The 13,607-nt window shown below is 72.5% G+C and carries 11 protein-coding genes and 1 pseudogene; 4 read left to right on the forward strand and 8 right to left on the reverse strand.

What is annotated here, in order from left to right; all coding sequences use genetic code 11:
• Positions 1-131: 131 nt before the first annotated feature.
• Entirely contained in the window at positions 132-866 is a 735-nt protein-coding gene (locus tag ACF1CT_RS15180) for a winged helix-turn-helix transcriptional regulator (RefSeq protein ID WP_391784274.1), read from the reverse strand.
• A gap of 86 nt (positions 867-952) precedes the next feature.
• Between ACF1CT_RS15180 and ACF1CT_RS15185 the strand changes: the two genes are divergently transcribed.
• Positions 953-2,164 carry a pyridoxal phosphate-dependent aminotransferase gene (locus tag ACF1CT_RS15185; RefSeq protein ID WP_391784275.1) on the forward strand — a complete coding sequence of 404 codons (1,212 nt, stop codon included), beginning with the start codon at positions 953-955 and terminating at the stop codon, positions 2,162-2,164.
• A 37-nt stretch (positions 2,165-2,201) separates the two neighbouring features.
• Positions 2,202-2,769: pseudogene (locus ACF1CT_RS15190) on the forward strand (peptidase).
• A 146-nt stretch (positions 2,770-2,915) separates the two neighbouring features.
• Here ACF1CT_RS15190 and ACF1CT_RS15195 read toward each other — a convergent pair.
• Positions 2,916-3,464: an HXXEE domain-containing protein gene (locus ACF1CT_RS15195; RefSeq protein WP_391784276.1), complete on the reverse strand. Its 549-nt coding sequence runs from the start codon at positions 3,462-3,464 to the stop codon at positions 2,916-2,918.
• Between the two features lie 84 nt (positions 3,465-3,548).
• Between ACF1CT_RS15195 and ACF1CT_RS15200 the strand changes: the two genes are divergently transcribed.
• Positions 3,549-4,124, forward strand: coding sequence for a TetR/AcrR family transcriptional regulator (locus ACF1CT_RS15200; protein ID WP_391784277.1), 576 nt, complete (start codon positions 3,549-3,551; stop codon positions 4,122-4,124).
• A gap of 34 nt (positions 4,125-4,158) precedes the next feature.
• Here ACF1CT_RS15200 and ACF1CT_RS15205 read toward each other — a convergent pair whose 3' ends face one another.
• The 3 genes from ACF1CT_RS15205 to ACF1CT_RS15215 all read right to left on the reverse strand — a co-directional run bounded on the left by ACF1CT_RS15205 (position 4,159) and on the right by ACF1CT_RS15215 (position 9,902).
• Complete coding sequence (locus ACF1CT_RS15205) at positions 4,159-5,511, reverse strand: SWIM zinc finger family protein (RefSeq protein WP_391784278.1); 1,353 nt, start codon at positions 5,509-5,511, stop codon at positions 4,159-4,161.
• Positions 5,508-8,570 carry a DEAD/DEAH box helicase gene (locus ACF1CT_RS15210; RefSeq protein WP_391784279.1) on the reverse strand — a complete coding sequence of 1,021 codons (3,063 nt, stop codon included), beginning with the start codon at positions 8,568-8,570 and terminating at the stop codon, positions 5,508-5,510. Before ACF1CT_RS15210 ends, ACF1CT_RS15205 begins: the two co-directional genes overlap by 4 nt.
• A 315-nt stretch (positions 8,571-8,885) precedes the next feature.
• Positions 8,886-9,902, reverse strand: a complete 1,017-nt coding sequence (locus tag ACF1CT_RS15215; RefSeq protein WP_391784280.1) for a slipin family protein — start codon at positions 9,900-9,902, stop codon at positions 8,886-8,888.
• A 487-nt stretch (positions 9,903-10,389) separates the two neighbouring features.
• Here ACF1CT_RS15215 and ACF1CT_RS15220 point away from each other — a divergent pair, with 487 nt between their 5' ends.
• Positions 10,390-10,737: a hypothetical protein gene (locus ACF1CT_RS15220; protein ID WP_391784281.1), complete on the forward strand. Its 348-nt coding sequence runs from the start codon at positions 10,390-10,392 to the stop codon at positions 10,735-10,737.
• Between the two features lie 145 nt (positions 10,738-10,882).
• Here the strand turns inward: ACF1CT_RS15220 and ACF1CT_RS15225 are convergent, their stop codons facing one another.
• The 3 genes from ACF1CT_RS15225 to ACF1CT_RS15235 form a co-directional block, all read right to left on the reverse strand.
• Positions 10,883-11,320, reverse strand: a complete 438-nt coding sequence (locus ACF1CT_RS15225) for a hypothetical protein (RefSeq protein ID WP_391784282.1) — start codon at positions 11,318-11,320, stop codon at positions 10,883-10,885.
• A gap of 245 nt (positions 11,321-11,565) precedes the next feature.
• Positions 11,566-12,306 carry a class I SAM-dependent methyltransferase gene (locus ACF1CT_RS15230; RefSeq protein ID WP_391784283.1) on the reverse strand — a complete coding sequence of 247 codons (741 nt, stop codon included), beginning with the start codon at positions 12,304-12,306 and terminating at the stop codon, positions 11,566-11,568.
• A 52-nt stretch (positions 12,307-12,358) separates the two neighbouring features.
• Entirely contained in the window at positions 12,359-13,570 is a 1,212-nt protein-coding gene (locus ACF1CT_RS15235; RefSeq protein ID WP_391784488.1) for a PucR family transcriptional regulator, read from the reverse strand.
• Positions 13,571-13,607: the final 37 nt, after the last annotated feature.

The following is a 13,607-nucleotide window of genomic DNA, read 5'->3' on the forward strand; positions in this document are numbered from 1 at the left end:
TCCCGGACGGCACGGGCCCCTTGGACGGCACAGAGCTCCGGGACTGCACGGAGCCGCCGGACGCGCCCTCGTCTCCCGGACCCGCCCGCATCACCCACGGGTCGGCCCGCCGGAACCGTACGGAGCCGCGGTCACTCCCCGCGGAGTTCGGCGGCGAGCGGTCCGTCGCCCACCACCTCGACGCGCCCGGCCCGGACCGCCTCGGCCAGGGTCAGCTCTCCCCGGCCGAGCGCCAGACACACCTCGGCGTCGAGCGCGATACGGGCGTCGGCATGGGCGGCCGGACCGTCCCCGTACACGGCCGCACCGACCGGCGACGCCCCGAAGCCCTCCTCGCAGTCTCCCCCGCCCGGGCCGCCGCGGAGCCCCTCGGCAGGCGTCGCGTCACCGGCACGGACATGGAACTCGCCCTCGTCCAGGTGGACTTCGACGACCCCCGGATGGGTTACCCACTCCAGGGCGCGCAGCAGCGGAAGCGCGAACCAGTGCGCCCGCACCGCGTCGGTGGGCCGCCGCTCGGTGAGCGCCGGCGCGCCCCACTCGGCGAGGGCGGTGAGCACGGGCAGCAGGTCACGACCGCGTTGTGTCAGTTCGTACACCGAGGCCGCGGCGGGCGGCGGGAGCCGGCGGCGGGTGGCCAGCCCGTTCTGTTCCATGTCCTTGAGCCGGGAGGCGAGGACGTCCGTGCTGACGCCCGGGAGATCGGCGTGGAGGTCGGTGTAGCGGCGCGGCCCCGCCAACAGTTCACGGACGATCAGCAGCGTCCACCGGTCGCCCACGGAATCGAGCGAGCGCGCGGTGGCGCAGAACTGGTCGTAACTCCGGCGGCGGGGCTGGCGTGTTGCGGGCTGTTGCTGACGTGGCATGCGACGCAGTCTAGACATGTTGTTGGACTTTCCAAGCCCGGACTTGGTAAAACCAAGTATCGCAATCAGGTCGGGGAGGCCACCGCATGGAGTTCCGGCAGTCCAGCAAGCTCGACGAGGTCTGTTACGAGATCCGGGGCCCGGTCATCGAGCACGCCAACGCCCTGGAGGAGGCGGGCCACAGCGTGCTCCGCCTCAACACCGGCAATCCCGCGCTCTTCGGGTTCGAGGCCCCGGAGGAAGTCGTCCAGGACATGATCCGGATGCTCCCCCAGGCCCACGGCTACACCGATTCGCGCGGCATCCTGTCCGCGCGCCGAGCGGTGGCGCAGCGCTACCAGGCGATGGGGCTGACGGATGTCGGGGTCGACGACATCTTTCTCGGCAACGGCGTCTCCGAGCTGATCTCCATGGCGGTCCAGGCGCTGCTGGAGGACGGCGACGAGGTGCTCGTCCCGTCCCCCGACTACCCGCTGTGGACGGCGGTGGTGACGCTCGCGGGCGGCAGGGCGGTGCACTACACCTGCGACGAGGCATCGGACTGGAACCCGGACCTCGCGGACCTCGCGTCGAAGATCACCGACCGTACGAAGGCCGTCGTGATCATCAATCCGAACAACCCGACCGGTGCCGTCTATCCGCGCGAGGTCCTCGACGGCATCCTGGATCTGGCGCGCCGGAACGGCCTGATGGTGTTCGCCGACGAGATCTACGACCAGATCCTCTACGACGACGCCGAGCACCACACGGTGGCGTCCCTCGCCCCCGACCTGCTCTGCCTCACGTTCAGCGGCCTGTCGAAGACGTACCGCGTCGCGGGATTCCGCTCCGGCTGGATGGTCGTCTCCGGCCCGCAGCAGCACGCCCGCAGCTATCTGGAGGGACTGACGACCCTCGCCTCCATGCGGCTGTGCCCCAACGCGCCGGCCCAGTACGCCATTCAGGCCGCGCTCGGCGGCCGGCAGTCGATCCGGGAACTGGTCGCGCCGGGCGGCAGGCTGTACGAGCAGCGCAACCGGGCCTGGGAGAAGCTGAACGAGATCCCCGGTGTGTCGTGCGTGAAGCCGAAGGGCGCGCTGTACGCGTTCCCGCGCATCGACCCGAAGGTGTACCCGATCGTCGACGACGAGAAGTTCGTCCTGGATCTCCTGCTGCGGGAGAAGATCCAGGTGGTACAGGGCACGGGCTTCAACTGGCCGCGGCCCGACCACTTCCGCATCCTGACCCTTCCGTACGCCGATGATCTCGATGCCGCCATCAGCCGCATCGGGCGCTTCCTGACCGGATACCGTCAGTGATCGGAACGTTCGCGCACCACCAGTGAGGGATGCCCCGGTGACCTGCTCCGCCTGCTCCGTACCCGTCCTCACCCAGTTCGCCTCGCCCGCCCTCGTCGGCCCGATCGTCGAGGGCGGGGCGGACCCGGCCTCCGACCCGGCCTGGGCGGAGTCGGGCGCCGCGTCACCGGCCGAGTACGCGCGCTGGTCGGGTCATCTGTGCGGTATGACCTGTCTGCGCATGGCACTCGGCGCCGGGGCCCCGTCCCTGTTCGCCCTGCGCGACGTACGTACAGCAGGCGCACGCGCTCGACGCCACGGTCCACCGGCACCTCTCACCGGACGGGATCCTCGGCCTGCTGGACGACGGACGGACGGTCATGGCCTCCGTGCACCACGGCATCCGGCATCCACGACGGCCCGCTCCCGGGCGGGGCGGGCATCTGGTGCTGCTGACGTCCCGTACGGCCGACGGCGGCGGTGTCCACTTCCACAACCCCTCCGGCACGACGGCGGGGACGCGAGCGGCGGATCTGGCACTTTCCGATTTCGAGCGCTTCTTCGCGGGGCGCGGAGTGTCTCTGGCAGGGCGCGGAGTGCCGTTGGCGGCGCGCGGGGAATCGTGATCGGCACGGGTGCGACGGGATCTCGCGGGGAGGACGGAACCGGGTGCGCACGGCGGCCCGCCCGCCGTCGGCACGGGGCGCGGACACAGACGCGGCCGACCGCCCGTCGTCGGTAGCCGGCAGCCGCGGGTGCCCGTTCCGGACGGTCACCGGGGCGCACCGTCCCCGCGCCGGTGCGCCCCGGTGATCCCGCGCGCCAGTCCGTGGGCGCCCGCGACGATCAACGGGAGGAGCGCCGAAGCCGCTGCCGTCGTGCCGGTGCCGCCGACCTCGACACCGGCCGCCCTCAGCCGCCGGACCGCCCAGACCGAGTACGGGACGACCACGGTCGGCGCCGTGACGACCCCGGGCGTGTAGCCGCGGTACGCCAACGACTGCGCCAGGTGCACGACGCCATGCGCCCCGAACCCGACGAGCACGGTACGGAAGAACGGGCTCCGGCCACCGGTGCGCGCACCGTCCGCCGACGCCGCGGCCATGACCACGCCCACGAGTCCGATGGCGACCGCGACCTCCCGCTGCGAGAGTTCCATTCGCGCCCACACCCGCTCCGGCACCCTCGGCAACCGCTTCCGGAGCTCGGGCCGGGCGGACCGCGCCCACCCGGCCATGGTGGCCAACTCCTCCAGGTCGTTGGCTGCCCAGGCGGCAAGCAGCCCCCAGGTCACCGCCTTGGAAACCGTCGCTCTCGTCATACCGGGCCCCCTGTGCGGCAGTACGATGTCGGCACCAACCTACATTACAACGCAACGTTGCGTTGCATTTCTTCAGGAGCGCCCATGCCCGATCCGACCGCGGGCCGCCGGAACAAGGGCCCCCGCGCCGCGGAGGCGATCTTCGACACCACGCTGCGCCATCTCTCGGAACGCGGCTACGCCGGGCTCACCATCGAGGCCGTGGCCCAGGACGCCGGTGTCAACAAGACGACGATCTACCGCTGGTGGCCCTCGAAGCCCGCACTGTTGCGGGCCGCTCTGCTCCACGCCCGGGTCCTCGACATCGACATCCCCGACACGGGCAGCCTCCGCGGCGATCTCATCGCCCTGACCGAACAGGTCGTGGGCCTGCTCACCGACGGACGGACCGAACCCATCGCTCGCGCCATGCTCTCCGGCACCGGGCTGCCGGACGACGAACTCGCCGCGCTCACCCGCGACTTCTTCGCCGACCGGCTCTCCCGCGAACAGCCGGTGTTCGTCCGCGCGGCCGCTCGCGGCGAGCTTCCGGAACATGTCGACCCGATGCTGCTGCTGGACCTCGTCGCGGGCGCGGTCTGGATGCGGGTGCTGCTGCGCCGCGGACCGCTGCCGACCGGATTCGCCCGTGATGTCGTCGACGCGGTGCTGCCCCGCTGAACTCGCCGGGCCGGGCCGGGCGGAGCCGCGGGATTCAGCTTCCGACGAGCTCCATGAGGGCGCCCACCGGGTCGGTGTCGGGTGCGGCACGGGGCCACCAGTCGTCCTCCCCCGGTTCGGATTCGTAGCCGTACCAGCGGCCGTCGTGGCCGAAGCGGAGCTGGAACGTACCGTCGGGGTGTGTGAGGTGGTTGCGCCACGGGTGGAATCGCGGGAAGTCGGCCGCCGCGAGCGCGGGGCGGGCCCGGTCGAAGGGGCCCGCCGGCGGATCCCAGGGTATTTCGAGGACGGCGAGTCCCTCGGCACCGCCCTGACGCCAGGCTGCGACGGCCCGGGCCAGGTCGGTGGGGGTACGGCCGGTGGCATACGCGAGTTCGCGGTACAGGGCGCGGGTGGTCGCCGTGAGCCCGGCGGTGGGGCGGGACGCGGCAAGTCGCACCGCGTCCTGCCAGGCGGTGAGGCCGGCGAGCGGGTCACGGCCGGTGGTGAGGAGTGTGTGCGCACGGGCCGCCGCGTCCGTGGCGAGGTGGTCGAGGGCGAGCGGGTCGCGGGCGCCGGGCAGACTCGGGTACGAGGGCGGCTCCCCGGGATACTGCTGGACCGGGAGCGGGGCGGGGAGCGGCGGAAGGTAGCGGTCGGCAAGGGCCTCGCGGGCCGGTACCGAGGGGGTCGCGGGGGCGGCCGGACGCTCCCGTGCCTCGTGCGCGGCGTTGCGGCGGCCCAGCTCTTCGAGGAGTTCGCGCTCGCCCCGGCCGCGGAGCAGCAGCAGGACGAACGGGTCGGTGTCCAGGAGCCGGGCCATCTGGTAGCAGAGGGCGGCCACGTGCTTGCAGGGCCGACCGTGGTCGGGGCAGGAACAGCCGGGGTCGAGGTCGTCGCCGGCGGGCAGCAGTCCGATGCCGGCCTCGTTCGCCGTGCCCACCAGCGAGTGGGGCATCTCCTTGCCGAGCAGTGCGGCGAGGTGCCCGGGGTGGGCGGCGATCGCGTCAAGGAAGGTGTTCCAGTCCGGGTCGGTGAGCGGCCTCAGGCGCAGTTCGGCACGGTAGGGGCGCGGGCGGCTGCCGTGGACGTAGGCGAGGACCCGGCCCGGCGTGACGGTGATCGCGGCGACCTTCCCGCTGTCGGCGTACGCACGGCCCCGGGCGAGCCGCCCGCCGTCCATGGACAGGGCCTCCAGAGCGGCCACCCAGGCCCGTCCCCACCAGCTGTCCGCGAAGGGTTCGTCGTCCCTGGAGGTGCGGGGCGGCACGGCCTCGAACGTGCGGCGCAGGTCATCGGGGCCGGGCCGCGGGCGCACGGCGGCTCCGTGATCGCGGCCGGTGTGCGGGGGAAACCCGGGGCGGACGTCGCGGCCCGGGTGCGGACCGGGCTCGGGGCGAGATGTCATGCCGGCCTCCGGAGCGAGACGAGGTCGGCCAGGTCGCTGTCGCTGAGCTCGGTCAGCGCGGTCTCGCCGGTGCCCAGGACGGCGTCGGCCAGGACCCGCTTGGCCGCCAGCAGCTCGCCGATCCGGTCCTCGACCGTGCCCTCCGCGATCAGCCGGTGCACTTGCACGGGCTGGGTCTGGCCGATGCGGTACGCCCGGTCCGTGGCCTGCTCCTCGACGGCGGGGTTCCACCAGCGGTCGTAGTGGATGACGTGCGCGGCACGGGTGAGGTTCAGCCCGGTGCCCGCCGCCTTGAGGGAGAGCAGGAACACCGGGACCTCACCCGACTGGAAGCGGTCCACCAGTCGCTCCCGCTCGGCCACCGGCGTGCCGCCGTGCAGGAGTTGGGAGGGGACGGCGCGCGAGGCGAGATGGGCGGAGAGGAGCCGGGCCATCGTCACGTACTGGGTGAAGATGAGAACGGAGCCGTCCTCGGCGAGGATCGTGTCGAGGAGCTCGTCGAGCAGGGCGAGCTTCCCCGACCGGCCCGCGAGGCGGGTGGGTTCCTCCTTCAGATACTGCGCGGGATGGTTGCAGATCTGCTTGAGGGAGGCGAGCAGCTTCATGACCAGCCCGCGCCGGGCGATGCCTTCCGAGGCTTCGATGAGCGCCATCGTTTCGCGGACCGCCGCCTCGTAGAGCGTGGCCTGCTCACGGGTGAGGAAGACGGGGTGGTCGGTCTCCGTCTTGGGCGGCAGTTCGGGTGCGATGCCCGGGTCGGACTTCTTGCGGCGCAGGAGGAAGGGCCGGACCAGACGGGAGAGCCGTTCGACCGCGTCGTCGTTGCCGAGCCCGGCCGCCGTCCCGGTGCTCTCGACGATCCGGGCGTGGCGGGCCCGGAACGCCTTGAGAGGCCCCAGCAGTCCGGGCGTGGTCCAGTCGAGCAGAGCCCACAGCTCGGAGAGGTTGTTCTCCACGGGGGTGCCGGTGAGCGCCACCCTGGCCGGGGCCGGAATGGTGCGCAGCGCCTTGGCCGTGGAGGAGTGCGGGTTCTTCACGTGCTGGGCCTCGTCGGCGACGATCAGCCCCCAGTCGTGATCGGCCAGCCGTGCCGCACTGGAACGCATCGTGCCGTAGGTGGTGAGGACGAAGCCGCCGTCGGGCTCGGCCAGGGTGCGGTCGGTGCCGTGGAAGCGGCGCACGGGAACGCCGGGAGCGAAGCGGTTGATCTCCCGGTGCCAGTTGCCGAGGAGGGAGGCGGGACAGATGACCAGAGTGGGCGCTGGACGGGCACGGCGCAGGTGCAGGGCGATGAGGGTGATCGTCTTGCCCAGTCCCATGTCGTCGGCGAGGCAGCCGCCGAGGCCGAGGGAGGTCATCCGGTCGAGCCAGGCCAGGCCGTGGAGCTGGTAGTCGCGGAGTGTGGCGTGAAGACCGGGCGGCGGGGCGATGGCCGTGGTGTCGGCGGTGATGCGGGTCCGCAGGGACGCCAACGCCCCGACCGGCACCGCTTCGACCTGTTCGCCGTCCACCTCGGCGCTCCCGGTCAGCGCGACCGCCAGGGCATCGACAGGATCCAGCAGGCCGAGCTCCCGCTTGCGTGCCTTGCGGACGAGCGCGGGGTCGACGACGACCCACTGGTCGCGCAGGCGCACCACCGGGCGGTGGGCCTCCGCGAGAGCGTCCATCTCCTGCTCGGTGAGCTGTTCGTCGCCCAGCGACAACTGCCAGTCAAAGGCGAAGAGCTGCTCGGTGTCGAAGAACGGGGTACCGTCCGTGGCCGAGCCGGGCGCGGACCGCACGACGGCGGTGGCGGTGAGGGACCGGACGAGCTCCCTGGGCCAGTGGACGCGGACTCCGGCCGCGGCCAGCCGGGTCCCGGCATCGCTCAGCAGTTCGTACAGCTCGTCCTCGCCGAGCGCGAGCACATCGGGAACCGGCTGTTCCAACAAACGTTCCAACGGTGCCCAGACACGAGCGGCGCGGCGCAGTGCGAGGACGGCGTCGATCCTTGCCCGCGGACCGAACGGCTCCCCCGCTCCGCCGTGCCAGAGCGCGGCGGCGTCGACGACGTAGGTCGGATCGGCCAGGCTGTGCACCTGGGTGATGGCGGCGGCGGCGTGCCGAGCGGCGCCACGACGGGCGTCCGCGGCCGGTGCGGGAACGGCCTCGTCGACCGCGCTCTCGTCGTCGGCTTCGGGGCCATCCGAATCGTGTGGACGGTCGTGGGCGCCGGGCGTGCCGTCGCGGACGTCCGCCGTGTCGCCGTCATCACCACTGTCACCGCTGTCTGCCGTGTCGAAGAGTTCGTACGCGGAGAGATCGAGGCGCAGCGAGATCTTCACCCCGGCGTCGAGACCCGCCGCGACCTCGATCGCCCAGTCACGGGCTCCCGGGAGGTGCTGGGCCTCCCGGGCCGCGAAGGGCGCCCCCCTCGCGTACGCGGCGGCGGGGGTACGGGGCAGGGTGTCCGCCACGGCGTCGAGGAACGATCCGAGCAGCCATTCCGGATCGGGTACCTGGAGCGGCGTGCGGCCGGGAAGCGGAACCGCGTACCCCTCGGCGGGCAGGGCGGCGGCGATCGCCCGGAGATGGGCGACGTCCTCGGCATCGCGCGGACCGGCCCGCCAGGCGTCGAGGTCGTCGCCCGTCAGACCGGGGAGCAGCCTGCCGCGCGCCGCCAGGTTGAGCGCCTGGAGCGCGGCGGCTCCCCAGCAGCGGGTGGCGGGATGCGCGGATCGCAGGTGCCAGGCGTGGGCCAGCAGGGGCAGCGCGTCGGCCACGGGCAGCAGCACGGCGTGCGCCGTGCCTCGGCGGACCCCGCCCCCCTGTCCGTACCTGCGGACGACGGTGATCTCCTGGACGGCGGCTCCGGGGGCCGTGTTCCCGGAACCCGCGACGCGGTCGCTCCCGGGCACCACGAGAGGGCCTCGGAAGTGACCGGGTTCCGGGAGCGGGGCGCCGTCGGGGTCCCAGAAGGCGACCTGTCCGTCCCTCGGCAGGGGGGCGGGCAGAAAGACGGCGGCACAGCCGAGAAGACGGACGGCGGACGCATCCCACTGGTGCCGTTCCGTGGCCATCGGTTCCCTCCCCTCCCGCTCCGGTCTCCTCGGACCGACCTGATCGTCATGACTCCGGCGAGTCTAGGCGGCGGGTCTGACAACCACTCCCTCACGCCTACGTTTCAGCAGGTCAGAGGTGACATCACCACATTGCGCGAGACCTCTGCGGCCGAACCCATGAACCCTCGTCGCCGTGTTCCCGAGCACCACCACGGCCCCCGGTCGGGGGCCGGTCGGGGGCCGGTCGGGGGCCGGTCGGGGGCCGGTCGGGTCGGAGCATTTCGCGTCGGGCGCGGGTGTCCCGGGCCAGTCGTCGGGCGCGGGGCTCCCGGGTCAGTGGTGGGCGAACGGCTTCACGCGAGAGGAACCCGGCCGTTCGTCCGAGGGCGTCGCGGCCGACGCTGCCGCGGGCGCCGGTTCGGACACCGCGGCGGGCGTGGCGGCCGCCCCGGCCGGACGCTGCGGCGGGCGCGGGCGCGGGCGGTCCTGCGGCTGCGCGGCTCGCCGGGTGGGAGCGGTGCGCGGCGCCCCCGCACCGGGCTGCGGCGGCCGGATCGCCTGCTGCGGCTGTGCCGCCTCGGACGGCGCGGTCTGCTGCGCCCTCTCCAGGAAGCGGAGCAGCTCCACGGGGAACGGAAGCACCAGTGTGGAGTTCTTCTCGGCCGCGACCGCGACCACCGTCTGCAGCAGACGGAGCTGGAGCGCGGCCGGCTGGGACGACATCTCGCCCGCCGCCTCCGCGAGCTTCTTCGACGCCTGGAGTTCGGCGTCCGCGTTGATCACCCGGGCTCGGCGCTCGCGGTCGGCCTCGGCCTGACGCGCCATGGAGCGTTTCATCGTCTCCGGCAGCGAGACGTCCTTGATCTCCACCCGATCGATCTGCACGCCCCATCCGACCGCCGGGCTGTCGATCATCAGTTCCAGGCCCTGGTTCAGCTTCTCGCGGTTGGACAACAGGTCGTCCAGATCACTCTTGCCGATGATCGACCGCAGTGAGGTCTGTGCCATCTGCGACACCGCGAACCGGTAGTCCTCCACCTGGATCACCGCGCTCGCCGCGTCCACCACCTTGAAGTAGATGACGGCGTCCACCCGCACCGTCACGTTGTCCCGGGTGATGCCGTCCTGCGCGGGCACCGGCATCGTCACGATCTGCATGTTGACCTTGCGCAGTCGTTCGATTCCGGGGACGACCATGGTGAACCCGGGGCCGCGCACGTCGTCGCGGAGCCTCCCGAGCCTCAGCACGACGCCCCGCTCGTACTGCTTGACGACCTTGGCCGCCGCGGCCAGGTACAGCGCACCCGCCGCCACCGCCACCACTATCGCGATCACGAGCTCCTGGACCATGACGGCCCCCTACACACCGGAAACACCTGCACCATGGAAATCAATCAGTCGCTGATACCACGGTATGCCCAATACCTCCCGATATGAAGGCGAACGATACTTCCCGGCACGAAGGCGAACGGCGGATCCGCCGCGCACGGACCCCCGTGCGCCCCGCGCGAAGGCCCCTACGTGTTCGCACGGCGCGTTCGCCGCACGCGTTTCACCCGGTCGCCGTACGCGCTCACGCGGTTTCCGTACGCGTTGTCGCCCGCCCGGCCGCACAGCGGATGCCGCGACGCCGGGCAACGGGCAGGGTGACGGACGTCGGCGCGACCTCCCGGCGCGCGCGTCTCCATGACGTGGACATCTGGTGGTGGCACATGGACGTGGGCGCCCGATGGCGGCACACGAGCCGCGTGCTGGCGCTCGCGTCACCGCGTCATGCCCGGGTGCGGACGGGGCGAGCCGACGAACGAGCCGGACGAGACAGACGAGGACCCCGCCCATGCCTGTGATCGATCACCGTCGCCGACGTCTTCGCGTCGCAGCCGCGACCGCGTGCCTGGCCCTTACCGTCGCGGGCTGTTCCGGACTCGGCCGGACCGCGGTCGGACCTGTCACGTACACGACCGAACGGAATGCCGTGATCACGGTGCACAGTCCGCCGGTGAAGGGCTGTCACCGGCTCGCCCCGGCGGGCGCCAAGGCAGTGGAGAACGGCACCCTGATCGACATCATCCTGTACCGGACACCCGACTGCACCGGGCCGGGCACGACCTACCTCGCGACCACGCTCAGCGATGTCAACGGAACCCGGGAGCTGCCCTGGCGCAGCTTCACCACGGTCCACTGACACCCGGCCCGTACGGCCGAGGAACAGGCCGGTCCGGACAACCGGGGAACAGCCCGGCCGGTACGGCCGAGGGGGCCCGGCGCCGTGCGGCCCGGCGCCCCCTCGGGCACGCGTCGGTCCGGGGTCCGGCCCCTGCCCGCCCCGGTCAGCGCTCGGTGCCGAAACTGATGGAACCGGCCACCGCCGTTTGGACCACCGGGCCTTCGATGTGGGCCGTTCCGCTGATCGTGTTGTGCACCTCTCCCACACGCCGGGCATCCTCTCCGGGCGCCAACTCGGCGAGTATGGCTCGGAGTTCGTCCGCGGCCCGCGGATCGGCCGCGAGCCTCCGGCGCAGCCTGGCCCGCCACTCGGCCTCGACGTCGTCCGCGAGCGTGCCGTCGCCCGCGCTTCGGGCCGCGGCCAGTTCGTCGCGCGAGGCCTGCAGCTCGCCGGTCAGCGCCGCCTCCTCCTCGGGCGTCGCTCCACGGCGCGTGAAGAAGGCCGCCAGCCGTTCACGGGCCTGCCCCCATGAATCGCTCACCATCTGCTGCACCAGCGTCGTCGCCCCCGACGCCGCCAGAGCCACCAACTCGGCTTCCATCGATCCCCCTTCGAACGATCGAGCACATCGTCGTCCACCGTATCCGCCAAGGGCCCGTCGGACGACACCGCGCGCGCCCGGAGGCGGTCGCACTCCGGCAGAACACACGCCCCCGCCGCACGCCCGGACGCACGCCCCCGCCGCACGCCCGGACGCACGTCCGGACGCACGCCCGCATCGGCGCCCGTACCCGGCCCCAGCACCCGGCGCACGTACCGGGGCGGCGCCGTCCGGTCCGCGCAGCCCTACGCGCCGCGGCCCCCGGCTGATTCCCTCCGTCCCCTCCCCGTCTGCTTCGGCACGGCCCGGACCCATATCCCGTCGCCCGGCAGGTAGCGGTCCACGGCCAGACCCGCGGCGTCCAGGTAGCTCTCGAACTCTTCCTGCGGCAGATTCCTGGTCAGGAACGTCTGGGTCCATCGCGCGTCGTCGAAGACGTACTCGACGTACATGGAATCCACCCCGTCGCCCACCGGCTCGGCCGAGACGAACCGGATGACGCAGCCACCGGGGTCGGTCCGCTCCCTCGGCAACTCGGGACGCGGCCCGAATCGTTCGCGCTGGATGAGCACGACCCCGTCGTCCTCGACGTGCTTCCGGCAGGCACGCAGCATGCCGTCGCGCACCCGGTGCTCAGGGGCGTGCACCAGCAGCGACGCCAGCACCACCACGTCGAACCTCTCCTCGCCGAGGTCCAGCGTCTCGATGGAACTGCGGACGGTGCGGGCGCCTCTCACGTGCTCCAGCATCCGCGCCGACTCGTCCACGGCGGTGACGGCGAAGCCGCGCTCGATCAGCGGATGGGTCACCCGCCCCACCCCGCAGCCCAGCTCCAGAACACTTGCCCCGGCGGGCACGCCCGACGCGATCACCTCGGGCTCGTCGCCGACGCCCAGCCTCCGGTACAACTCGACCGCGCAGCCGTCCGGCGTGATCGCACCGGGTCCCGTCCCCGCATACCCTTCTCGCACCCGCAGTTCGCTCATGTACGGCCCAACGAACCACTCTCCGTGCCCGTTCCCGCACGCGCACCGATCGTCACAACGAGTGACGGGCGACCAGTGCCGCGCTGATGTGCTGCAGATCGGCCGGACGAGACGGGGAGAGGCCCGTCAGCCGGTCGATGCGACGGATGCGGTAGTCGACGGTGTTGGGGTGGATGTGCAGGGCCGCCGCGGTGGTCCGCCGGTCCAGGCCGAGCTCCAGATACGTCTCCAGCGTCTGCAGCAGTTCGGGTTTCGCCTCCAGCGGCGCCAGTAACTGCGCCAGCCCGTGCAACGCCTCGCTGGGCCGGCTGAGCTGGTATTCCAGCAGGACGTCGGCAAGCCGGTACAGGCCGGGCGGCCGGCCGGTGCGGGCCACCAGGTCCACGATCTCGGTGTTCCGGGCCACGGCGGCCGGAACTGCCTCCGGCTCGGCGGTCTCCGCCGCGGCGGAGACGGGAACCCCCGCGGCACGGGCCGCCTCGTCGACAAGGGCGCACAGACCGTCCGGGCCGTGCCACGGCAGCGGTTCGGGGGCGGGCAGCAGCACCGTACCGCCGGACGTGTCGAGGGCGGTGAGCACCGGCGCACCGGCGAATCGGTCGAGGACGGAACGGACCCGGCGGATCTTGCGGCGGGCCGCGACACCGGCGCCCGGCCCCGGCGACTGCCCCTGTTCGTCCGGGTGCGGCGCCAGGGCCAGCGTCAGCGCGAGGTAGCGCGCGGCCGGCCGGGGCCCGGTGGCGCGGGTGAAGCGGTCCAGCGACTCACCGGCCAGCAGGGCGGACAGCAGGGCGTGCCGTCCGTCGTGTTCCTGGCTGTCGAGGATCCGGTGGGCCTCCAGATAGGCGTTGCTGACGGCGGACGTCAACTGGCGCTGGAGCACCATGATGCGCTCCATGATCTCCAGCACCGCGGGGAGGTCACCGGGCAGTGCCCCCTTCGCCGTCTCCTGCCAGCACATGGCCGTGCCGACCTGATAGGCCGTGAGGATCGCGTCGAGCGGGACGCCCTCCTCGGCACGCTGCGCGGCGGAGTCACGCTGCTGGGCGAGTTCGGCCTCGGTGGCGGGACGGCGGTACTCGACGACATCGGCGAAGAGCCGCAGGTTGTGCTGGACGATGTCGGCGATGTCGCCGGAGATCTCCTCACGGGGCAGATCGGCGTAGACGGGCAGATCGGCGAGGAGCCTGGCGACGACCCTGCCCGTCAGGGCGGGGACGCGGGCGCGCAGGTACGGGGCGACCGGCCGTCCCGCGATGGCCAGTGGCCCGGGCACCGGCCGTCCGCAGTCACCCCGCTCG

Source organism: Streptomyces sp. NPDC014734 (genome assembly GCF_043083325.1).
Classification (GTDB): domain Bacteria; phylum Actinomycetota; class Actinomycetes; order Streptomycetales; family Streptomycetaceae; genus Streptomyces.

What these genes read in the sequence shown, in the direction of transcription:
- ACF1CT_RS15185 (WP_391784275.1), top strand. Translation starts at nt 953, where the DNA reads ATGGAGTTCCGGCAGTCCAGCAAGCTCGACGAGGTCTGTTACGAGATC.
- ACF1CT_RS15205 (WP_391784278.1), bottom strand. Translation starts at nt 5,511, where the DNA reads ATGACATCTCGCCCCGAGCCCGGTCCGCACCCGGGCCGCGACGTCCGC.
- ACF1CT_RS15200 (WP_391784277.1), top strand. Translation starts at nt 3,549, where the DNA reads ATGCCCGATCCGACCGCGGGCCGCCGGAACAAGGGCCCCCGCGCCGCG.
- ACF1CT_RS15225 (WP_391784282.1), bottom strand. Translation starts at nt 11,320, where the DNA reads ATGGAAGCCGAGTTGGTGGCTCTGGCGGCGTCGGGGGCGACGACGCTG.
- ACF1CT_RS15215 (WP_391784280.1), bottom strand. Translation starts at nt 9,902, where the DNA reads ATGGTCCAGGAGCTCGTGATCGCGATAGTGGTGGCGGTGGCGGCGGGT.
- ACF1CT_RS15220 (WP_391784281.1), top strand. Translation starts at nt 10,390, where the DNA reads ATGCCTGTGATCGATCACCGTCGCCGACGTCTTCGCGTCGCAGCCGCG.
- ACF1CT_RS15210 (WP_391784279.1), bottom strand. Translation starts at nt 8,570, where the DNA reads ATGGCCACGGAACGGCACCAGTGGGATGCGTCCGCCGTCCGTCTTCTC.
- ACF1CT_RS15195 (WP_391784276.1), bottom strand. Translation starts at nt 3,464, where the DNA reads ATGACGAGAGCGACGGTTTCCAAGGCGGTGACCTGGGGGCTGCTTGCC.
- ACF1CT_RS15180 (WP_391784274.1), bottom strand. Translation starts at nt 866, where the DNA reads ATGCCACGTCAGCAACAGCCCGCAACACGCCAGCCCCGCCGCCGGAGT.
- ACF1CT_RS15230 (WP_391784283.1), bottom strand. Translation starts at nt 12,306, where the DNA reads ATGAGCGAACTGCGGGTGCGAGAAGGGTATGCGGGGACGGGACCCGGT.